This is a genomic window from Lishizhenia tianjinensis (genome assembly GCF_900116425.1).
Taxonomy (GTDB): domain Bacteria; phylum Bacteroidota; class Bacteroidia; order Flavobacteriales_D; family Crocinitomicaceae; genus Lishizhenia; species Lishizhenia tianjinensis.
In genome coordinates, this window is the sequence record NZ_FPAS01000001.1 from 393,116 (window position 1) to 412,779 (window position 19,664).

General features: G+C 37.1%; 25 protein-coding genes. 9 read left to right on the plus strand and 16 right to left on the minus strand.

Annotated features, from left to right (window positions below):
• Positions 1 to 22 precede the first annotated feature (22 nt).
• Positions 23 to 352: a hypothetical protein gene (locus tag BM327_RS01820; RefSeq protein ID WP_090245690.1), complete on the minus strand. Its 330-nt coding sequence runs from the start codon at positions 350 to 352 to the stop codon at positions 23 to 25.
• 571 nt (positions 353 to 923) lie between these two features.
• On the opposite strand from BM327_RS01820, the gene BM327_RS01825 reads away from it, so the two are divergent.
• Positions 924 to 1,496, plus strand: coding sequence for a TetR/AcrR family transcriptional regulator (locus tag BM327_RS01825; protein ID WP_090245691.1), 573 nt, complete (start codon positions 924 to 926; stop codon positions 1,494 to 1,496).
• Here the strand turns inward: BM327_RS01825 and BM327_RS01830 are convergent.
• The 13 genes from BM327_RS01830 to BM327_RS01890 all read right to left on the minus strand — a co-directional run bounded on the left by BM327_RS01830 (position 1,493) and on the right by BM327_RS01890 (position 11,417).
• On the minus strand, positions 1,493 to 1,717 hold the full coding sequence (locus BM327_RS01830) for a putative antibiotic biosynthesis monooxygenase (RefSeq protein WP_090245693.1): 225 nt from the start codon (positions 1,715 to 1,717) through the stop codon (positions 1,493 to 1,495). The genes BM327_RS01825 and BM327_RS01830 overlap by 4 nt on opposite strands.
• A gap of 130 nt (positions 1,718 to 1,847) precedes the next feature.
• A complete protein-coding gene (locus BM327_RS01835) occupies positions 1,848 to 2,552 on the minus strand; it encodes a hypothetical protein (RefSeq protein WP_139230208.1) in 705 nt (234 codons plus the stop codon).
• A 131-nt stretch (positions 2,553 to 2,683) separates the two neighbouring features.
• Positions 2,684 to 3,376, minus strand: a complete 693-nt coding sequence (gene aqpZ, locus BM327_RS01840) for an aquaporin Z (RefSeq protein WP_090245699.1) — start codon at positions 3,374 to 3,376, stop codon at positions 2,684 to 2,686.
• Between the two features lie 305 nt (positions 3,377 to 3,681).
• The gene (locus tag BM327_RS01845; protein WP_090245701.1) at positions 3,682 to 4,269 is read right to left on the minus strand and encodes a hypothetical protein; all 588 of its coding nucleotides are present in this window, start codon (positions 4,267 to 4,269) and stop codon (positions 3,682 to 3,684) included.
• A gap of 258 nt (positions 4,270 to 4,527) precedes the next feature.
• Positions 4,528 to 4,950, minus strand: coding sequence for a hypothetical protein (locus BM327_RS01850; RefSeq protein ID WP_090245704.1), 423 nt, complete (start codon positions 4,948 to 4,950; stop codon positions 4,528 to 4,530).
• Positions 4,951 to 4,957: 7 nt separating this feature from the next.
• The gene (locus BM327_RS01855; RefSeq protein ID WP_139230209.1) at positions 4,958 to 5,410 is read right to left on the minus strand and encodes a YcxB family protein; all 453 of its coding nucleotides are present in this window, start codon (positions 5,408 to 5,410) and stop codon (positions 4,958 to 4,960) included.
• 4 nt (positions 5,411 to 5,414) lie between these two features.
• Positions 5,415 to 6,611, minus strand: a complete 1,197-nt coding sequence (locus BM327_RS01860) for an aspartate aminotransferase family protein (protein WP_090245708.1) — start codon at positions 6,609 to 6,611, stop codon at positions 5,415 to 5,417.
• A 138-nt stretch (positions 6,612 to 6,749) separates the two neighbouring features.
• Entirely contained in the window at positions 6,750 to 7,205 is a 456-nt protein-coding gene (locus BM327_RS01865) for a hypothetical protein (RefSeq protein WP_090245710.1), read from the minus strand.
• 10 nt (positions 7,206 to 7,215) lie between these two features.
• A complete protein-coding gene (locus BM327_RS01870) occupies positions 7,216 to 7,662 on the minus strand; it encodes a hypothetical protein (protein WP_090245712.1) in 447 nt (148 codons plus the stop codon).
• Positions 7,663 to 7,682: 20 nt separating this feature from the next.
• Entirely contained in the window at positions 7,683 to 8,246 is a 564-nt protein-coding gene (locus BM327_RS01875) for an RNA polymerase sigma factor (protein ID WP_090245714.1), read from the minus strand.
• Positions 8,247 to 8,255: 9 nt separating this feature from the next.
• Complete coding sequence (locus BM327_RS01880; protein WP_090247585.1) at positions 8,256 to 9,209, minus strand: transketolase family protein; 954 nt, start codon at positions 9,207 to 9,209, stop codon at positions 8,256 to 8,258.
• Positions 9,210 to 9,221: 12 nt separating this feature from the next.
• A complete protein-coding gene (locus BM327_RS01885; RefSeq protein ID WP_090245716.1) occupies positions 9,222 to 10,538 on the minus strand; it encodes a vWA domain-containing protein in 1,317 nt (438 codons plus the stop codon).
• A 36-nt stretch (positions 10,539 to 10,574) separates the two neighbouring features.
• Positions 10,575 to 11,417 (minus strand): transketolase, encoded by an 843-nt coding sequence (locus tag BM327_RS01890; RefSeq protein ID WP_090245718.1) that lies wholly within the window; start codon positions 11,415 to 11,417, stop codon positions 10,575 to 10,577.
• A 254-nt stretch (positions 11,418 to 11,671) separates the two neighbouring features.
• On the opposite strand from BM327_RS01890, the gene BM327_RS01895 reads away from it, so the two are divergent.
• The 5 genes from BM327_RS01895 to BM327_RS01915 all read left to right on the plus strand — a co-directional run bounded on the left by BM327_RS01895 (position 11,672) and on the right by BM327_RS01915 (position 15,800).
• Entirely contained in the window at positions 11,672 to 12,712 is a 1,041-nt protein-coding gene (locus BM327_RS01895; protein WP_090245720.1) for an MlaD family protein, read from the plus strand.
• 19 nt (positions 12,713 to 12,731) lie between these two features.
• The gene (locus tag BM327_RS01900) at positions 12,732 to 14,066 is read left to right on the plus strand and encodes a 4Fe-4S dicluster domain-containing protein (protein WP_090245722.1); all 1,335 of its coding nucleotides are present in this window, start codon (positions 12,732 to 12,734) and stop codon (positions 14,064 to 14,066) included.
• On the plus strand, positions 14,056 to 14,478 hold the full coding sequence (locus BM327_RS01905; RefSeq protein WP_090245724.1) for an LNS2 domain-containing protein: 423 nt from the start codon (positions 14,056 to 14,058) through the stop codon (positions 14,476 to 14,478). The genes BM327_RS01900 and BM327_RS01905 overlap by 11 nt, the downstream gene beginning before the upstream one ends.
• A gap of 4 nt (positions 14,479 to 14,482) precedes the next feature.
• Positions 14,483 to 15,274 (plus strand): (Fe-S)-binding protein, encoded by a 792-nt coding sequence (locus tag BM327_RS01910; protein WP_396442386.1) that lies wholly within the window; start codon positions 14,483 to 14,485, stop codon positions 15,272 to 15,274.
• A 103-nt stretch (positions 15,275 to 15,377) separates the two neighbouring features.
• The gene (locus tag BM327_RS01915; protein ID WP_090245728.1) at positions 15,378 to 15,800 is read left to right on the plus strand and encodes a hypothetical protein; all 423 of its coding nucleotides are present in this window, start codon (positions 15,378 to 15,380) and stop codon (positions 15,798 to 15,800) included.
• Between the two features lie 277 nt (positions 15,801 to 16,077).
• Here the strand turns inward: BM327_RS01915 and BM327_RS01920 are convergent, their stop codons facing one another.
• On the minus strand, positions 16,078 to 16,992 hold the full coding sequence (locus BM327_RS01920) for a LysR family transcriptional regulator (RefSeq protein ID WP_090245730.1): 915 nt from the start codon (positions 16,990 to 16,992) through the stop codon (positions 16,078 to 16,080).
• A 95-nt stretch (positions 16,993 to 17,087) separates the two neighbouring features.
• Here BM327_RS01920 and BM327_RS01925 point away from each other — a divergent pair, with 95 nt between their 5' ends.
• The 3 genes from BM327_RS01925 to BM327_RS01935 all read left to right on the plus strand — a co-directional run bounded on the left by BM327_RS01925 (position 17,088) and on the right by BM327_RS01935 (position 18,764).
• Entirely contained in the window at positions 17,088 to 17,534 is a 447-nt protein-coding gene (locus BM327_RS01925; RefSeq protein ID WP_090245732.1) for a Dps family protein, read from the plus strand.
• A 115-nt stretch (positions 17,535 to 17,649) separates the two neighbouring features.
• A complete protein-coding gene (locus BM327_RS01930; RefSeq protein WP_090245734.1) occupies positions 17,650 to 18,282 on the plus strand; it encodes a peroxiredoxin in 633 nt (210 codons plus the stop codon).
• 104 nt (positions 18,283 to 18,386) lie between these two features.
• Positions 18,387 to 18,764, plus strand: a complete 378-nt coding sequence (locus BM327_RS01935; protein ID WP_139230210.1) for a hypothetical protein — start codon at positions 18,387 to 18,389, stop codon at positions 18,762 to 18,764.
• Here BM327_RS01935 and BM327_RS01940 read toward each other — a convergent pair.
• Positions 18,757 to 19,542, minus strand: a complete 786-nt coding sequence (locus tag BM327_RS01940) for a penicillin-insensitive murein endopeptidase (protein ID WP_090245739.1) — start codon at positions 19,540 to 19,542, stop codon at positions 18,757 to 18,759. The two genes, BM327_RS01935 and BM327_RS01940, sit on opposite strands and share 8 nt — an antisense overlap.
• Positions 19,543 to 19,664: the final 122 nt, after the last annotated feature.

The window sequence follows — 19,664 nt, forward strand, 5'->3', positions numbered from 1 at the left end:
AAAACAGGGTATTTCGTAAGTATCAAATTACTTGGGGAGGGGGAGTGAATTTTTGAGGATGTCCATCCTTAGTTTTCAAAAGATAAAGGGCAAAAACATTTTGCTTTTCTTCGTCATCTACATGGGCATGAAAGCTTGTAAAGGAGGAAGGGTAAAAATCTAATTTTGTGGATTTTTCTAAACTGGGCTGCTGGTTTTCACCATCTTGATCATCGTATTCAGCGAAAGCATTTTCAAAGCCAAGTATTTTTTCAACAAAAATTTCAAGTAAACTTTCTTGATCGTTTATGGATGTATCCTCATGGACGCGAAAAGCATTCGGATCTTTACTATCTACTGAGATGTTGATCATGTAGAGTAGTGTAAAAACCCAAAAGAATTTAAAAAAGGTGCTATGTTTTATTTTCGTTATCACTTGATTTTCGCAGGCAACAAATATAAGGGAGAGGGAGGGAAAAAAGTTGTCATACAATCAACCAAAAAGAACTTAGAATCAAAGGAAAAGAAAAAGGCACGTTTTTACGCGTGCCTGAATTAGGAGTTGATGTATTAAATAGTGCTGACATTTTTAATACTGTGCTCCACGAATTAAATTAAGCTTAGGTTTTGAGTAGATAGAAGACTCAATACCCTGGTGGAATTAATGGTGAAATTGGGAGATAACCATTGAAAACCGGCTTAATCTTGGTTCGAATTTTCAAATAACGCTGGTTGTAAAAAAGCCTGTTCTAGCTCGAGAACCAGAACAGGCAATTAATTTACCTTAGAAAAGAAACGATTTCATTCTTTCTTTGGAAAGCGGTTAAGTAATACATTTATATATGCTTATCAACTCGCTTTTTAGTTTTATTTCCTTCAGTAAAAATAATGATTTTTTCATAAGTGTTACAATATGTATCACTTAAACTTTATATTTTTGGTTTATGAGGGAGTATTCCACAAAGAACACCAAGTCGTTTTCGGCGAAGAGGATAGATGCTTCGGCAAATAGATTGACCATAATTAAAACCGCAAGAAAGCTATTTAAAGAAAAGGGGCCAGACACCTCTTTGAGTGAAATTGCAAAAGCTGCCAAGGTGAGTAGAGCAACGCTTTATAGAAATTTTCAAGACAAATCTGATTTGGTTTTTGCCCTCATGCTTCACAACATGGAAGAGCTAAATGCTTTTGCTCAGGGTATGGAACAGGACGAGCATGAGTTTTTTATTCTCATCAAAAAGACAGCAGAATTACAACTTCATTATCAAGGTTTGATCCCTTATTTGCCAGAGTCTACAGATGACTTAAATAATAGTATAATCAACCTCATGAAGGGACCGGTAAAACGCGCCAAAGAAAGAGGTATACTCATGGAGAATTTTGATCCGCTAACCGACTCGGCATTAATTGTAACCATGCTGGGAAGTGCCACCCTACAAGCCTTAGAAGTAAACCTTGAAGGGATGATGAATAGGGCTGTAGAAATAGTATTTAAGGGAATTTCACCCAAAAGTTAAGCTTTAGTTCTAGGGTGCTTGCGACTGGGGATTTTATTGATGATTTTAGCCCAGAAAGGAATTAGAAAATAAATCATAGAAGGCACAAGAACTCCTGTTAAAATAAGCGTTCTAATGTATATGGGAAGATGCTTTATATCATTCCCTATTAAATAGGTTAAAAGTGTAATTGCTGGATAAATAGCTACCCAAACAATGAGGGTATTTCTTCTTTTCGACATGTCGATACTTTTTGCAAAAGTACCAGTTTTAAAAGGACAAAGTAAAAGTATACGCGAGTTTTGGAGGATATTAAACTTAAATATCTTTTAGATGACCAAAGCTAATCCACAGCCAATAAATCTACTGCGGTTATTTCACTTTCTTGTAATTGCTGAACCTACAGATTTCTTTAACTTGAACTTTATTCCCCAATAAACTAATAGATAACTCTGCAACTTCCTTATCTACAAAGTATTTCTTTTTAGCGGTATTAAAAGAGTAGTAAATATTTACCTCTAAATCTTTAACCTGAAATATGTGGAAACGCACTGGTTCTTCATTGATGAATTGTGCACGTTCTAGTTTTTTGGTTTTCTTATTAAAGTAAGCATAACCTATACATTTACCTAAGAAACTAAAAAGCTCTGGTAAACCATTGGGTTCGAAACGGAAACTAACTTTTAAATAGTTTAGATCTTCGGCTACTATATGCCATGAGGTATCAGCAATTTTACCGCTTGCTCCATACTTGTCTTGATTATGGTTCTTATTAAAAGCTGCCCTTTCTTTTTCTGTAGGAATTCGATGGTCAACACTGTCCAAATGCCACCTTTCGCCCAGTTTTAAGGCTGGATTATAATTCGCCTTTTTAATTTTCTGTTCGTCTTTGATGTAAGTAGTCGTATGAGTATTGTACGAATATTTAGCGAGGGTATCTATCAGATGCTCTGTTAGCGTAGTTTCATTGAAATTATAGGCTTTTAGTCGTTCCAAGACCTTAGATTTCTCATCGGAAGCCATTGAACAAAAGGCATTATTTAGCAAAAGAGTGAGGATAAAAATATACTTATACATGTGCGTGTGTTTCTGGGTAAGCTTGCTTACCATCAGAAAAGTAATAAAACTCACTAAATTTTTAGCCAGAAAAGTTGAAAATAGCTCGTCTGTGGGATAGATTTTAATTTTTCTTCCCCAAAGAAAGATATTTACTCGGGTACCTCTATGGTAAATATTTTATAGATTAATCCAGCTATTGCTGCCCCAATTAAGGGTGCAACCCAAAATAACCAAAGCTGTTCCATGGCCGCGGTTTCACTAAATATTGCTTGACTCGTACTTCTTGCAGGGTTTATAGAAGTGTTGGTTACTGGTATGCTAATGAGGTGAATTAGTGTAATCCCTAAACCGATGGAGATACCAGAGATACCCTTGGGAGCTTTGTCGCAAGTTGCCCCTAATACGATGAAAATAAGCATGAAGGTCATGACCAGTTCCATCAAAAAGGCGGAGGGTAATTCAAATTTTCCAGGAGAGAGTTCTCCATATCCATTGGAAGCAAAAGAGCCAATTATCGCATCGGGTTTACCCATTAGGATGACGTATAAAAAGCTTGCTCCACTTAAGGCACCTAAGAGTTGTGCTACAAAGTAATAGGGAAGGTTTTTTCCTTCAAATTTACCCGCTACCCAAAGTCCTAAAGAAATGGCTGGGTTTAAATGACTTCCAGAAATTGGACCTATGGAATAAATCATGGTAAGTACAGAAAGGCCAAAGGCAAGTGAAACGCCCAACATGCCTATACCCAATTCTGGGAAGTTGGCAGATAATACGGCACTTCCACAGCCACCGAAAACTAACCACATCGTACCAAAGTACTCTGCTAGAAATTTTTGCGTCATAAAAGTTTAGTTGTAATGTGCCGCCAAAATTACTTTTTTAATTGAACTAAATGCCTTCAAAATAAGCATTGTGGGTACTAGGGATTGTGCAAAAGTTTTGTAGCTAGTTATTTTACAAGGGATGCAGGGAAATATTTTTTTAATAAAAAAATGTGTTCAAAGTGAAATTTTCAGAATACATGTTGTTAAATGCGTTTTTTTTAGCTGCGCAATTCAACTGTTTCTTTGGGCTTATTATACAGTTATGCTCGACTGAACAGACAGGATGTATAATTAAAAGGCGCCTAAATTCAACGTGACTCGTACTAGTGTTCTTGTTCTATTTTAAAGTATGCGTCGTTTACTTGTTGTTGAAGCTCAAGGTTGGTTGGGTCATTGTAAAGCTGCTTTCTGAGTTCTACGTATTCTGGATATTCACCGTATTTTATTTCTAAAAAGGTGTTGTTGGATATGAAGTAGAAAATAATTCCTAGAAGACCAAATATTCCTATTCTCAGCGTATTGAATTTGAAAAAAACAGGGTTGTTCTTACGAAAAAATAGAACAACAGCGAGTAATAAAATAAGGCCACTTCCGAGTCCAAATTGAAGCATAAATTCTGCACCTGGCCATTGAAGCGCTTTAAAAAGTATACCGATTACAAGTGTACTAAGTGAGAGTCCAATACCTATGGCAAAAGCTATTTCTTTCCCCTTGAATTCTTCGTAAGCTGCTTTTTTGAATATTGATCTGAAGCGAACTCCATTGAGTACGGCAAAACCTAAGTAAAAGTAAATACAAGATAAAAGCATAGCCACCAATACAAAAAGTAGCGTTGTACCTGCAATTAGAAAGAATTGGAGTCCGAGTGTTAAGACAAATAGTAGGATAAGTATTTTTTCTAGTGTTCTCATTTGATTCAAATAGTTAAGAATACGAATATAATAGAACTACTTTAATTTCATCGCTGCTATTACGAGTTTGATTCAGAAATAATTAAAGTCAAACAGGGATAGCACTGGCAGCGCCCGACAGCGTTTGTGTATTGAGCCTGTGCAGGCATGTGCGACCTTAGGAGCGAAGGCCGGTACTTAGGCGAAAACACCAACGCCGAGGGACTAAAAGGAATAGCCCGGCCGTTTGCCTAAAGGTTGATATTCTTCACCAATTTGCTAAGGATTTTCTAGGATAAGGACATTAATTATGAAAATGATTCCTCCTAAAAACAATATACCCAGAAAGCTCAACATCAGTACGTTGTTAAAAGATCTTATTTCATTGAGTTTCCTTTGGCATTCTTCCGAAAACTTAGAGATGATATCGTAGTAACTAAATAGCTCTAGCGAGAACATGTAGGGCTTATTTCTTCTTGTCGAAATGGGTAGTTTGTGTTCTTTAACTTGTTCTGGATACGCTTGTGTGAGTAAGGTTAAAAAGGCGTTGACCTTTCGATAAAAAAGTAAGGAAGTTGGAATATTTCCTAAGAACACCCAGATGAGAATGGTGTAAAAACCGAGGGATACAAAATTAAAAAAGAGGCTAACACATCCCACGAAAAGGGCGGTTAAATAAAGCAAGTAGAGACCTTTGATCATGCTCGAATTAATTGACCATCTTCCTTAAAAACTCCAATTCTTGCTCGCTTAAACCAGCTTTAGAAATGATGTAAAAGACTTGCTTACTTTGTTGCAAACCGAAAGAATGTTTGAACTCATGGACCTTCTTCAGGGGTAATTCTAAGGTAGATTTCCCAGAGTTTCCACTAATGATTAATTCATTTTTCTTAAAAGTATAGCTTACCGGATGTTGTAAATCTGTGTTTTGGGTGTAGGCTCTTTTGTAGGTGAAATTGATGAAGACAGCAAAAACGACGATGAACAATAGAGGCGATACTATTTCTTGGTAGTTACCCGTGTAAAAGGCAGATATAATAGGGAAGATGATCATTCCGACGAGAAATAAGGCGGTGAAAATGCGCACACCTATTTTACTCCATAGTATGCTCATGCTGGCGTTTCTAAATTCTTTTTGTGTAAGTGTTTGTGTTATGGTCATCTGTTTATTTTTCTCTGGTTTCTTCTATGGCTTGGAGGATAATTTCTCCGGCTTTTTTCATTTCTTCTCGGGTAATGTTAATGGGTGGACTCAACCTAAACGAGTAGGGGTGAGAAAGGAACCAGAAAGAAATTAAACCGAGTTCCAAACATCTATTCACCACCTTTTCTACGCGCTCAAAAGATTCCATATCAAAGGCGAACATCATACCTACACGACGGATTTCTTTGATTTCAGGATCGTACTGAAGCATGTCGACCAACAATTGACCATTGGCTTCTACTTGCGTGTAATCTATTTCAGTTGTCAATACCTCTAGCGTGGCTGCTGCCGCTGCGGCAACTACGGGGTGTCCACCAAAAGTGGTAATGTGCCCTAACATGGGATCGTGGGTCAGCTCCTTCATTTTTTCTTGACTGGATACAAAAGCACCTATGGGCATTCCACCACCAAGGGCTTTACCTAAGGTCAAGATATCAGGAACTACATTCTCATACATTTCAAAAGCAAAATTTTGTCCTGTTCTTCCTATACCGCATTGTACTTCGTCGAAAATAAGCTGTGCACCCGTTTGGGTACATTTGTCTCTAAGTGCGCGCATGAAATCAGGTTGAGCTTTTCGCACCCCCGCATCTCCTTGAACGGTTTCCATGATTACCGCTGCTGTTTGATCGGTAATGGCTTCTAGTTCTTCAATGCTATTGAAAGTGATAAATTTTATACCTGGCAAGAGCGGTCTAAACTTCTCTTTTTTGGTTTCGTTGGCAGAAACACTTAGCGCACCATGCGTACCTCCATGATACGCTCCTTTGAAAGCGATAATTTGGGATCTTCCCGTAACGCGTTTGGCAAGTTTTAGGGCTGCTTCGTTAGCTTCTGCACCAGAATTTACGGAGTAAACACAATTGAGTTGTTCAGGTAAAATAGCTGTCAAACGTTCAGCCATTAACAAAGGAGCGTCTTGAATGAATTCACCATAAACCATGACGTGAAGGTGCTTGTCTATTTGCTGTTTTAAGGCGTCTACAACTTTAGGGTGATTGTGCCCAATGTTGTTGACGGCAACACCGGCTATCATATCCATGAAAGCTTTTCCTTGTTTGTCGTACATATAAATTCCCTTGGCGTAATCTATATCCAATAGATAGGGAAATGGGGTAGTTTGCCCTTGTAGCGATAGAAATTTCTCACGTCTGTCCATGGCAGCGAATTTAGTGAATAATTGCCTGTTTAAGCGCGAGAATTACAGTGATAATTGTCTGTTTATAACACAAAAAAGGCAGCTAAGATTACTTAACTGCCTTTACTTGTAAATTGTACTTATGTAAACTAAAAAGTCTTAGTATTTTTTTCTGGTCTTGAGTTCTGCCAACAGTTTTTTCCTGAACTCGTGCTCTAAGCAAGGAAGCTTTAAGGCTTTTTCGTAACCTATGGTTTCGCCTATTTTTAACATGAATTCGGCTTTGAGGTTTACTTCTTTCTTTTCCAAAACAATAATTTCTTGGATGAGTTTTTTGTATTCGGTTTCAGTAAGTGTATTGTCTTCTTTACATCTGTATTTCGATTTAATTGAATGATGTAAGGCTTTAAGCTGCTTAGAATAATCATCGTAAATAGGCCAAAAAGCGATAGAGTCTTCTTTGCTTAATCTCAGTTCTTTCGAGAAATAAGTGCGCTTTAATTGCTCTATTTTTGCATGTTCAGCCTTACTTGGGCGTTTGTCTGGATGCGGACCTTGGGCAAAACTTGTTGTGTAGGCTATAATGCTTAAAAGTGTTATAAGTATGTATTTCATTGTTTTCGTTTTAAAAATCCTCTAAGGTAAAATCATCATCATCCGATAAGTAATTGGAGATGTCATCTAAATCTAAGGCATCTAATTGTTGGTCTATATTTTCTACAGCACTCGGCGTAGCGGAAGCTATATATCCTGCTTCAACAAAGAGTTCTTCATCGAAGTTTTGAATATTATCTTCTATGTAACCGTCTATTTCTTGGGTATTAATTTCTTTTATATCCGCAACGCTAGGGGTAGTAGTGATTTCCTTGTGTGTTAACGTGAAAAATAACAGAAGCACCGCAGCAACAGAGGCTACGCTGTAAAGTACCAGTTTTAAGCTGCTTTTGCGTTGACTTTCTCCTGGAGTAATGCTTTGGTTCAGCTCTTTTTGGAGTTGTTCAAAATAACCCGCTGGTATTCCTGGCTTTTCACTGGGTTTAAACTGATTGAATATGTTGTTTTCCTCTTTCACTGTTCTTTAGACTATTAGAATTATAATAGGTTTAATGCGTTTTTTAAATTTTCTTCAATTTTTTTAACGGCATGGTGGTAGGAAGCTTTTAGTCCGCCTACACTGGTTCCAAGTTGCTTACTAATTTCATTAAAACTAAGGTGTTCGAAATATTTTAATTGAAAGACTTGAGCCTGTTTTTCGGGCAGCGTATCTAGTGCTTCAAAAAGAAGATTTTCTATTTGTGTTGGGGTGAGTCCGCCCAAATCTCCGGAGCGGTTGATAAGCTCCAAGCTGGCGTCATCATATTCTTGCTTTACTTGCTTATTTCTTTTCTCCAGGAAAGTATAGGTTTCATTGCGTGCTATACTGTACATCCAAGTAGAAAGCGCACTTTTACCTTCGAATTTATCGAGGGCTTTGTAAACTTTAAGAAGGGTGTTTTGAAGTACGTCGTTGGTATCTTCGTGGTTTTTGGTTTGGCGGCGAATTTGCCAATACAATTGTTGGGCGTATTGGCTAACAAGGGCGTTAAAGGCCTTTTGTGAAAAAGCTCCTCCTTTACGATGTAATCTTAAAATTTCTTTATCGTCAAGGAGGAGCATATATTTTTGTTACTTACGTTTAATTACTTTCTCGCAAGCTTGAACAACGTTAACTGTGTCTATTCCGTATTTGGTCATTAACTCATCTGGTTTACCACTTTGTCCAAACTGATCGTTAACACCAACGTACTCTTGAGGAGTAGGAGTGTTTTGTGCCAATACCTGGGCAACAGAGTCACCTAAACCACCGTTAATCATGTGTTCTTCTGCAGTAACAACACATTTTGTTTTGCTTACAGAGTCTAAGACTGCCTTTGCATCAAAAGGTTTAATGGTGTGCATATTTATTACTTCTGCACTAATTCCTTTAGCTTCTAATTGCTCCGCAGCTTCGATAGCTTTCCATACTAAGTGACCACATGCAACGATAGTTACATCAGTTCCTTCGATTAAAACATCTGCCTTACCAATTTCAAATTTAGCATCCTCAGGAGTGAAAATTGGAACTGATGGTCTACCAAATCTTAAGTATGCTGGTCCTTCGTGATCTGCCAATGCAATAGTAGCTTGCTTTGTTTGGTTGTAGTCACAAGGAACAACAACGGTCATGTTTGGCAACATTTTCATCATTCCTATGTCTTCCAAAATTTGGTGAGTTGCACCATCTTCTCCCAAAGTTAAACCTGCATGAGATGCTGCAATCTTAACATTCTTGTTAGAGTAAGCAATCGATTGACGGATTTGGTCGTAAACTCTACCTGTAGAGAAGTTTGCGAAAGTTCCTGTGTAAGGAATTTTACCACCGATAGTCATACCAGCTGCCATACCCATCATGTTTGCTTCAGCAATTCCAACTTGGAAAAATCTTTCTGGGAATTCTTCTTTAAATGCATCCATTTTTAAAGAACCTGTTAAGTCAGCACATAAACCAACAACATTTGGGTTCTTTTTACCTAATTCGTGAAGTCCAGCTCCAAATCCAGAGCGCGTGTCTTTCTTGCCAAGTACTTCTATTTTTTTCATTTTTAATTCCATTTAAAGATTTATTGAAATTGTTCTATTTGATGTTATTCTAAATTCTTGATTTTTGGTGTATTCGGTTTCTTTGGCATTTATATCTCTATAAACGATTCTGTAGTTTCCAGGTTGCAAAATAAATTCTTGTTGTTTGGTATTTGCATTGATATCAATTACCCATTCCCATTCACCATTTCTGAATACGAAAAGTTGTCCTGTATTGTAATTGTAAGCCCTGAATTTTGCTTGCCCAGGAGCTGGAATGGTAAGTGTTGTTGTTTTACTTTGAGAAATTGTCGCATCTAGAGTAATACGCGGCAAAGTGTAAATTTCCACCTTGTAATCACCGACTAAATATTTCTGCTTTTGTTCTAATTCTTGATGATTCAAAGTAACTTCTTTACCGTCTTGTACCACCCTGTAAGGGAAATAATAGTTGGTTGTTTTGTTACTAATTTTAATATCTAAATAGCCTTGCGGACAATCTACCTCTATGATGTTGTGCTGGTATTTTTTGATGTTAATGTTCTTCTTCTCAACACGGGGCAGGGTATTAACTACAAGGTCGTATTTTTTGTTCGGGTCTATAACTATAGTATCCGGAAGGTTGTTCTCATTTAAAGTGTGCATGTAACTATACACCAATTTTTTAGTACCTGCTTCATAAAAGAAGAGGGTAGAGTTGGTCTCTAACGGGCGACCATCCAAGCGGTTTAAATTTACTTGCACTGTAGTATTCACCAGGGCTTTATCTACAACAGTTTTGAGTAATACTTCAAAAGATTGTTTGTCATCGGCATTGGCAAATTGACCAACACAATCGAACTTTGAAAGGTAAGCAGTGTCTAAGCCTAGACCAATAATGAAAGGACTAATTTTAATTCCTTTCGCCCTGAGTTTATCTGCGATAACACATGGTTCATCATCACATTCTTCTACACCATCTGTTATAAGAATAATAATGTTTCGACTTTTATTGTCTGGAAAATCTCCGGCTGCTGCCTCTAGAGATCTTGCGATAGGTGTGGTACCTTTCGCTTCTAATGTCTTGATTTTTCCTTTTATTAAGGATTCATTTCCTGAGTAAAAAGGCACCTCTAATTTAGTGTCGGCGCAATCTTGGTAGGTTGCTGTAATTGGTGTTTGATGACCGTAAACGCGGAGTGCTAATTCTAGGTTTTCTACACCGGTTAAGCTATCAACAGTTTTAGAGAGTATGTCTTTGGCCAAATCAATTTTGGCTTCATAACCCCATTTACCATTCATAGAGTTGGACGCGTCCAAAATGAAAAGGATGCGCGTCAAATCTTGTTGGGCGAATGTAAAAACACTCACCCAACAAAATAATAATATGCTTAAAAAGCGTTTCAATTAATAGTCTCCTAAAGTTTCTTTTAACTGAGATAAAGCTGAAGCTAATTGCTCATCATTCGGAGCAGAACCGTGCCATTTGTGTGTTCCCATCATGTAGTCAACACCTTGACCCATTTCTGTTTTCATGATGATAACGATAGGCTTACCTTGTCCTGTCATTGATTTAGCTTTATCCAAAGTTGCGATGATATCTGCCATGTTATGACCATCCATCTCTAATACTTCCCAACCAAAAGCTTGCCATTTCATGCTTAAATTTCCTAAAGAAAGTACATCGTCACAATCTCCATCAATTTGTCTACCGTTGTAATCTATAGTAGCAATGATGTTATCTACTTTGTTGGCTGCAGCGTACATTGCCGCTTCCCAAATTTGTCCTTCTTGTAATTCACCGTCACCGTGTAAGGTGTAAACTAAAGCTTTATCGCCGTTTAGTTTTTTTGTTTCTGCTGTTCCTAAAGCGCAAGATAAACCTTGACCTAAAGATCCAGAAGCCATACGAATTCCCGGTAAATTTTTATCTGTACTTGGGTGACCTTGTAAAGGAGATCCCAATTTTCTAAATCCAGCTAAATCCGCCACATTAAAGTATCCGCTTCTCGCTAAAACACTGTACCATACTGGAGAAATGTGTCCGTTAGAAAGGAAGAAAATATCTTCGTTTAAACCGTCCATTGTAAAGTTCTCTGGATTGTGAGTCATGGTATGTTGATACAAAACTGTTAAGAAGTCAGCACAACCTAAAGAACCTCCAGGGTGTCCAGAACTAACAGCTGCTACCATTCTTACGATATCTCTTCTTACTTGCGAAGCGAATTCTTCTAATTTCAATGTGTCCATATTTACGGATGCTTTTACTCTATTATTTGGTGCTGCAAATCTAAGTTTTTCTCTTTTAAGATGACGAATAAATTCATTTAAAATTCAAAGTTCAAAATTCAAAACACATCTCCTATTTTGAATTTTAATTTTTACATTTTGATTTATCTGGCGGTTATTAACATATAAATAAGGAAAGAAATACTAAGGGTTTTAGGGCCTAAAGTAGTTTGTTTAACATCTATCTATTAAATTAGCCACAAAAATTAAAGAGTTTGAAAGTAACAAAGGAATTCAAAACGGGATTAGTAGTGGTCTTATCCATCTTACTGCTCATTTTTGGAGTGAACTACCTCAAGGGAAATAGTTTCTTTGGAGGAGATGATTTTTACTACGCATATTTCCCAACTTCAGGAGGGTTAACTCCTTCTGCTTCTGTAACTTTAAATGGTGTTGAAGTAGGTAAGGTATTGGATGTTGATTTAGTACGCCCAAACCAATTTATAGATAAGAACAAGCGTGTTTTGGTGAAATTCAGCATACAAGACAACGAATTAAAACCGGCGCTAGGTAGCAAGGTGGAAATAGTTCCAGGTTTGTTGAGTGTTGCCATGAACTTAGATCAGCACTACATAGCAGATGGTGGATTCCACAAAGTAGGAGATACTTTAGTCGGAACCGTGTCGCAAGAAATCACAGAACAATTGCAAACAGAATTGTTACCAGTGAAGCAAAAATTAGAAAACTTAATGGAGTCTGTAGACAATATCGTAGTTTCTATTAATGCATTCTGGGATACTTCTGCAGCTTATTCCTTAGACGCGAGTTTAGGTGAGGTGAAAAGAGCCATCAATACTTTTGGTAGGGTAGCGGAGAACCTAGATGGAATGATAGACGATGAGCGTGCGAAATTGGATAGAATTTTTACAAATGTGGAAGTTTTAACAGATAGCTTAAATGAAACCATTCACCAAGTAAACTACATAACTAAAAATGTAGGTACCATTACAGATTCTTTAAAGAAGGCAGATATCAATGGAACTATAGATATGGCAAATTTAGCCTTGGCTGAGTTTAATACGGTATTAACAAGAGTGAATTCAGGTGAAGGAACCTTAGGTAAATTATTGGAAGACGAAGAGCTTTACCATAAAATTACAGATGCCAGTGATAATTTAAGTATCTTGTTGGAAGATCTTAGACATCACCCAGAGCGTTACATCAGCGTAAGTGTTTTTGGTGCCAGAACAAAAGGTGCTCCACTTACAAAGGATGAAGAAAGAAAATTGAAAAAAATTCTAGACTCTATTAATTAAACTTGTAAACTCGAAATCTATGATAGCTATTATTTTATTTGCTTTATTGTTGATCGCAGGTGGTGGTTACTTCGCGATGAACGTGAACAAAATAAGGCAGAACATTCTGTTGGGTAGAGACATCGACAGATCTGATAACAAAAAGGAAAGATGGAAGACCATGTTGTTGGTGGCTTTCGGACAAAAGAAAATGTTCCAGCGTCCTATACCGGCAATTTTACACTTCTGTTTGTATGCCGCTTTTGTCATCACACAAATTGAATTAATTGAAATTATTGTTGACGGTTTAAGTGGTCAACACAGAATATTTAGAGATGGATTGGGTGGATTCTACACCTTTATGGTCTCTTTTATAGAAGTACTATCTGTTTTAGCTTTTGTAGCTACTTTCATTTTCTTATTGAGAAGAAACGTATTGAAGATTCCGCGTTTCAACATGAAAGAAATGGCAGGTTGGGCAAAAATGGATGGTAACATCATTTTGTTTGCTGAACTTTTATTGGTGTGTTTCATCTTTATGATGAACGGAGCTGATGAAGCTCTGTATAACCAAGGAGCTTCTCACTACAATACGGGTGAGTCTGGTTCTTTCGGATTAACTATTTCTCAGTTCATCGGACCTGCTCTTTTTGGGGGTATGGATGCACACACACTTCACATTATTGAGCGTATCGGATGGTGGGGACACATCATTATGGTTTTTGGTTTCTTAAACTACTTGCCCTTCTCTAAGCACTTCCACATCTTGTTAGCTTTCCCTAATACTTACTACTCTAACTTAGAGAAGAAAGGGAAGTTCAATAACATGGAAGCAGTGAAAAAAGAGGTGGAGTTAATGATGGATCCAACCGCTGATCCATTTGCAGCACCAGCTCCTGCTGAAGGAGAAGTACAGCGTTTTGGAGCCAAAGATGTTACAGACCTTACTTGGAAGAACTTATTGGATGCTTACACATGTACAGAGTGTGGTAGATGTACGTCATCTTGTCCGGCTAACCAAACAGGTAAATTATTGTCTCCTCGTAAAATTATGATGGATACACGTGACCGTTTGGAGGAAGTTGGAAATAACATCCGTAAGCATGGAAAAGATCACGACGATGGTAAATCTTTATTAAGAGATTATATTTCTGAAGAGGAACTTTGGGCATGTACTTCTTGTAACGCTTGTGTTCAAGAATGTCCTGTAAACATAGATCCTTTATCTATCATTGTTGATTTACGTCGTTTCTTGGTGATGGAAGAGTCGAAAGCTCCTTCTGAATTAACAACGATGTTTACAAACATAGAGAATAACGGTGCGCCATGGCAATTTAGTCAAGCCGACCGATTAAACTGGAGAGATGAGCAGTAAAAAGCTTATAAATAAGGTAGTGGACGGAAAACATATCAGTCCTGTTTTACCCGAAGAGGTAAAAAACTACCTTATAGATATAGATGGAACTGTATGTGATGATATTCCAAACGAGGAACCAGAGCGTATGGCCACAGCCAATGTATATCCAGACGCATTGGAAACTTTAAATAAATGGTATGATCAAGGTCATATCATTACATTTTTCACTTCGCGTTTAGAAGAACATCGTGAAGTAACTGAAACTTGGTTGAAAGAACATGGTTTTAAATACCATGGAATTATGTTTGGAAAACCAAGAGGAGGAAATTACCATTGGGTAGACAACCACATTGTACGTGCAACACGTTTCGAAGGGAAGTTTACGGATTTGGTAGATAAAACAACAAAAATTCAAGTATTTAAGTCATAATATTATGAGTGGATTGAAAGTGCCAACGATGGCAGAAATGCTAGCTACAGGAGAAACGCCAGACGTATTGTTTTGGGTAGGTTGTTCGGGTAGTTTTGATGACAGAGCAAAAAAGATCACGAAAGCGATCGTTAAAATATTGAACCATTGTGATGTTAAATTTGCAGTGTTAGGAGCGGAAGAAGGTTGTACAGGAGATCCTGCAAAAAGAGCCGGAAACGAGTTCTTGTTCCAAATGCAAGCCATGATGAACATACAGGTTTTAAATGGTTATGAGGTAAAGAAAATAGTTACGGGATGTCCACACTGTTTCAATACCTTGAAAAATGAATATCCAGAGTTGGGAGGCGATTACGAAGTGATTCACCACACACAATTGATCCAAGGGTTAATAAACGACGGTAAATTGGCTATTAAGGGAGGCGAGACTTTCAAAGGAAAGAAAATTACCTTCCACGATCCTTGTTACTTAGGTAGAGCAAATGATGTGTACGAAGCACCAAGAGAGTTATTGCAAAAGTTAGATGCCGAATTGGTAGAAATGAAGCGTTGTAAAACAAACGGACTTTGTTGTGGAGCTGGTGGAGCACAGATGTTTAAAGAAGCTGAAAAAGGTAACAAAGAAGTAAACATTGAGCGTACAGAGGATGCGTTAGAAGTGAAGCCAAACGTAATTGCTACAGGTTGTCCTTTCTGTAATACGATGATGACAGATGGAGTTAAAAACTTCGAAAAAGAAGGAGAAATTGAAGTATTGGATGTTGCCGAATTAATAGCAACAGCTGCTGATCTTTAAGATTTTTTCAAACATATTGAAAAGCCGTTTCATTCAATTGAAGCGGCTTTTTTTATAGGTGGTTGATCTTATTAATTCGTATTTTAGAATCAAAATCTCAAGTATGAAGCAAGTAATAGATGAATTGGGAGTGTATAAAAACAATTTAGATACCTACAGGATATTATACATTGTTTCGGCAGTACTGAATTTTTTAGGTGTTTTTGGTTTTGGCTTATATGCAGTGTTTGGTTTTATTTTTATCCAAGATTTTCAAAATACAGATCAGGATGTAGGGTGGATAATGTTATTGATTAGTGGGGTAGGTGCATTTATTTGTGCGCTTTTAGGTGTTTTAAACCTGTACACTGCTTCTTGTTTAAGGCGTAGAAAAAACTATAACTTTATCTTTGTTATGGCAATAGTGGCTTGTTTAAGTGGGGTTTTACGACTTGTTCTAGGAATATTTACCTTAATAGAAATAACCAAACCAGAAGTAAAAGCCCTGTTTTATCCTGAAGAGAAAGAGGAAAGTATCGTGTATTAAATTTTAATACTTATTGGCTTCCAGGAAAGCCTGTTTTACTTTCAAAAAAAATGATCAGATTTTGGGTTTCTATCCTTAATTGTCCTAGTTTTTAGAATTTCTCTTTGTTTCCAAAAACCTCGAAGAATTAACGGACCAAGAAATGGGACACACCATATAAACCACAAATGAAGGGTTCTCCTTTTGGAAGAAAGGTACAAAGCTTTTGTAATTTTCCTTCTTACCCACAGCGTGAAACCTACATAGATAATTCCTAAGGAAAGGGTAAGAAAAGTGCCTATTTCCATGGGAGTATATTCAATTTTTTATCCGATGGTTGCGGGTAACCCTTTTTCAAGACATTGTAAATTTTCTGTATGTTAACGCGCTTGGTGTTTCTTGGTAGATGGAACCCCACTATTGATCGTGCGGGTGCTGGATTCTCTGCGGTTAAAACTGTTTTTTGAAGTTTAGGTTGCATTTGTAAGTAATACTCTGGCAGTAGAGTGAATCCACCATGTAATTTGGCCATTTTGGTTAACAACTCTAAGTTTCCACCTTCATAATCCCACGAAGATTTCTCTTCTTGCTTTAAGGCACAGAAGTTAATCATCTGCGTACGCAAACAGTTTCCTTTACTCAAGAGCCACGGTTTCATGTTTTTTAAATCGTCTGCAAGAACCCCGTTCCCCTCGTATTGTGGTGCGTAGATTTTAATTTCTTCATTAAATAATATACAATCGTCAAAACGTTCACCGGGAACAGGACCGGCCATGATTCCTGCATCTACTTTTTTCTCACCCACAGCTTGTAATAGTTTTTCTGTAGGTAATTCAACAATTTTAAGATTCACATTCGGAAACTCCTTGTCCCAAACCTTGTATAAATAAGGAACCATGTAAATAGACACCGTAGGTATAATTCCCAATTTGATTTCTTCTTGATATTTCCCCTCCTTTTGTTGTATGAAAATATCGAGTTTTTGAAACGACTCTTCTATGTCAAACAAACGCGGCATCAATTCTTCGCCAAAAGAAGTTAAACAAATAGGATTGGTATCCCTGTTAAAAATGGGGTATCCTAAGGTTTGCTCTGCTTTTTTAATTTGCATAGATAAAGTGGGCTGGGTTACAAAACACTTATCAGCTGCCTTCTGAAAAGATTTCTCTTGATATACGTGTATGATATACTGAATCTGAGCGTGTGAAATCATGTATAAATTAAATTTATGTAAATATAAAATTTATAGATGAAAACTAAGACTTATCCCCCTTATATTTGTAGTGAACCAAAACAAAAAGAACGAAGATGAAAAAGTCAAAAAAATTAGTAAAACTCTTAAACACATTGTTAGCAACGTATCAAATTCACTACCAAAATTTGCGTGCTTTACACTGGAATATTAGAGGGAATGACTTCTTCGAAATCCACGCTAAATACGAAGAGTTATACTTAAGAACTCAAACAATTATAGACGATTTAGCAGAGCGTATTTTAACCTTAGAGGCACAACCCTTACATTCTTACCAAGCTTACTTAGATAAATCTGTAATTGCAGAAAATGAGCACATTTCTGAAGCGCGAGTAGGAATGAGCTACGTGGTAAAAGCACAAGAAGAATTGTTAGTGTTAGAAAGAGAGATATTAGCAGTTTCTGGTGAACTGGAAGACGAAGGTACAAACAGTTTGGCATCCGACTTAATCGGAGAAAAAGAGAAAACGAACTGGATGTTCAAGGCTTGGATTAACAAGTAAAACAGATTTGGTGAATTGTTAATTGCACAACCAAAGAATAAAGGTAAAGATTTGATTATACTGCCGAAAAGCGGTAGTTTTGCACAGAATTTTAAGAACAAATAAATACAATATAATGTCAGTATTAGTAGGAAAAAAAGCTCCTTCATTTAGCGCAGGAGCAGTTGTAAACGGAGGAGAAATTGTTGAGAACTTCTCTTTAGATCAGTACGTTGGAAAGAACCCAGTAGTATTGTTCTTTTACCCAAAAGACTTCACTTTCGTATGTCCATCAGAATTACACGCTTTCCAAAACAAGTTAGCAGAATTCGAAGAAAGAGGATGTAAAGTTGTTGCTGTATCTACAGATACAGAAGAGTCACACTGGGGATGGTTACAAGTTCCTAAAAACAAAGGTGGAATCGAAGGTATTAAATACCCTATCGTAGCAGATACTTCTAAGACTATCTCTGATGCATTTGGAGTATTGGCTGGTGAGTACGAATACGATATCGAAAAAGGATTAGTTGCTACAGGACCAATGATCGCTTACAGAGGATTGTTCTTGATCGACAAAGAAGGAGTTGTACAACACCAAATCGTAAACAACTTCCCATTAGGAAGAAACGTTGACGAAGCTTTGCGTATGGTTGATGCTTTACAGTTCTTCGAAGAAAACGGTGAAGTTTGTCCAGCAAACTGGCAAAAAGGTGAATCAGGAATGAAAGCTGATTTCGAAGGTGTTGCAGAATACTTAAGCGCAAACTAGTAGAACATACAAGTTTTAAGATAAAAGAAAGAGTGGTTGTTTGTTCAGCCACTCTTTTTTATGTGCACTTATTTTTCATACAGAATCCTTTTATCTTTGAAGCTATGATGCAGAATGTTAAAACTAGAAAAGTAATACACTATGTATTTTTAGTGTTGAGTTTGATAGCAGCCGTTTATTTGGTGGGATATTACCAGGCGGCAGAAAGTATGGCAGATTTAAGAGCCTTGCCCAATAGTGTATTGATAGCCGTAGCTATTTTTATAGTTTTGCAATTATTAAAGCGCTTTTTGTTTAAGCGTATGTATTGGTTCGACTGGTTGTATTACTTCGGGTTAATCGCCATACTCATTCCTTTACTTCTTAAATACGAAGAAGGCGAGTGGTTGCATGATGTAACAGATTTTGGTTCGCTTTTTCTCGTTCTTTCTCCTTTGATGGGTATAATTATGCTTCTTTTAAAAAAGGAAGATACTATTTAGCCTTAAAATCGATGTGATAGTGATCATCGTGAAGGTTATTGATTTTTGGTGTGAGGTATTGCGCAAAGTAAATTCCTTTTTGCTTTAGTTTTTTACCATAGGTGGTTCGGAAGAGTTCGTCTTTGTATTCTGTGTAAATGAGTACCTTTTCTATAGCGTAATTTAGTTTCTCAGCCTCTAAAGCAAGCAGGTAAATATGATGGGTACTGGTTTCAAAATCTATGCTTATTGTTGTGTCTTTGGTATATCTTCCGTTTTCGTCAAAATCTAAGAGATAGTGTAAAAATCCTAAAGTATCCAAATGATGATAGGGAACACCGTTTTTTAGTTTTGGAAACATAAAATCTACACTCATACCGTTTTGATGGGTGCGGTGTGGATCCATTTTCCCTCCCTTTTTATTACTGGCTTCCATAATGGAGAATATTCTTCCGGGATAGATAACATCCAAGTTGGCGTAGGTGTTTAGAACGATATCTCGTATATCTGAATGGGTAAAGGCCCTGTCTTTTAAGTAACTCGTAGAGTCGAAATAAAAGAAGTTTTTTCCTTTGGGAGGAAGAATTTTGGCATGATTTAAACTACCGTTTGCGGGTGTTCCTGTATAGGTTGAGGGTAGGGTGTCCAAACTATTGATTGAATAGTAATCTACCAAGCTAAAGGCACAGGTGTTGCAAGTGTCATTTTGTTTGTCTGTAAGGTATATTACTTCTGTTTCGGAGGTTTCTGTACACCCGAATATTAGAAGACCAAGAAGGATGGAAGGTAGTCGTTTCATGTTGCAAAGAAAACAGAAAAATCAATTTAGATGCATCACCCAATTAGGGTAAAATGTAATTTAGGTAAAAACCCCTACAGATATTGAAGTCTTTAGGGGTTTTCCTTGTTGTATTTTAAAAT

What these genes read in the sequence shown, in the direction of transcription:
- BM327_RS01820 (WP_090245690.1), bottom strand. Translation starts at nt 352, where the DNA reads ATGATCAACATCTCAGTAGATAGTAAAGATCCGAATGCTTTTCGCGTC.
- BM327_RS01825 (WP_090245691.1), top strand. Translation starts at nt 924, where the DNA reads ATGAGGGAGTATTCCACAAAGAACACCAAGTCGTTTTCGGCGAAGAGG.
- BM327_RS01830 (WP_090245693.1), bottom strand. Translation starts at nt 1,717, where the DNA reads ATGTCGAAAAGAAGAAATACCCTCATTGTTTGGGTAGCTATTTATCCA.
- BM327_RS01835 (WP_139230208.1), bottom strand. Translation starts at nt 2,552, where the DNA reads ATGTATAAGTATATTTTTATCCTCACTCTTTTGCTAAATAATGCCTTT.
- aqpZ (WP_090245699.1), bottom strand. Translation starts at nt 3,376, where the DNA reads ATGACGCAAAAATTTCTAGCAGAGTACTTTGGTACGATGTGGTTAGTT.
- BM327_RS01845 (WP_090245701.1), bottom strand. Translation starts at nt 4,269, where the DNA reads ATGAGAACACTAGAAAAAATACTTATCCTACTATTTGTCTTAACACTC.
- BM327_RS01850 (WP_090245704.1), bottom strand. Translation starts at nt 4,950, where the DNA reads ATGATCAAAGGTCTCTACTTGCTTTATTTAACCGCCCTTTTCGTGGGA.
- BM327_RS01855 (WP_139230209.1), bottom strand. Translation starts at nt 5,410, where the DNA reads ATGACCATAACACAAACACTTACACAAAAAGAATTTAGAAACGCCAGC.
- BM327_RS01860 (WP_090245708.1), bottom strand. Translation starts at nt 6,611, where the DNA reads ATGGACAGACGTGAGAAATTTCTATCGCTACAAGGGCAAACTACCCCA.
- BM327_RS01865 (WP_090245710.1), bottom strand. Translation starts at nt 7,205, where the DNA reads ATGAAATACATACTTATAACACTTTTAAGCATTATAGCCTACACAACA.
- BM327_RS01875 (WP_090245714.1), bottom strand. Translation starts at nt 8,246, where the DNA reads ATGCTCCTCCTTGACGATAAAGAAATTTTAAGATTACATCGTAAAGGA.
- BM327_RS01880 (WP_090247585.1), bottom strand. Translation starts at nt 9,209, where the DNA reads ATGAAAAAAATAGAAGTACTTGGCAAGAAAGACACGCGCTCTGGATTT.
- BM327_RS01890 (WP_090245718.1), bottom strand. Translation starts at nt 11,417, where the DNA reads ATGGACACATTGAAATTAGAAGAATTCGCTTCGCAAGTAAGAAGAGAT.
- BM327_RS01900 (WP_090245722.1), top strand. Translation starts at nt 12,732, where the DNA reads ATGATAGCTATTATTTTATTTGCTTTATTGTTGATCGCAGGTGGTGGT.
- BM327_RS01905 (WP_090245724.1), top strand. Translation starts at nt 14,056, where the DNA reads ATGAGCAGTAAAAAGCTTATAAATAAGGTAGTGGACGGAAAACATATC.
- BM327_RS01910 (WP_396442386.1), top strand. Translation starts at nt 14,483, where the DNA reads ATGAGTGGATTGAAAGTGCCAACGATGGCAGAAATGCTAGCTACAGGA.
- BM327_RS01915 (WP_090245728.1), top strand. Translation starts at nt 15,378, where the DNA reads ATGAAGCAAGTAATAGATGAATTGGGAGTGTATAAAAACAATTTAGAT.
- BM327_RS01920 (WP_090245730.1), bottom strand. Translation starts at nt 16,992, where the DNA reads ATGATTTCACACGCTCAGATTCAGTATATCATACACGTATATCAAGAG.
- BM327_RS01925 (WP_090245732.1), top strand. Translation starts at nt 17,088, where the DNA reads ATGAAAAAGTCAAAAAAATTAGTAAAACTCTTAAACACATTGTTAGCA.
- BM327_RS01930 (WP_090245734.1), top strand. Translation starts at nt 17,650, where the DNA reads ATGTCAGTATTAGTAGGAAAAAAAGCTCCTTCATTTAGCGCAGGAGCA.
- BM327_RS01935 (WP_139230210.1), top strand. Translation starts at nt 18,387, where the DNA reads ATGATGCAGAATGTTAAAACTAGAAAAGTAATACACTATGTATTTTTA.
- BM327_RS01940 (WP_090245739.1), bottom strand. Translation starts at nt 19,542, where the DNA reads ATGAAACGACTACCTTCCATCCTTCTTGGTCTTCTAATATTCGGGTGT.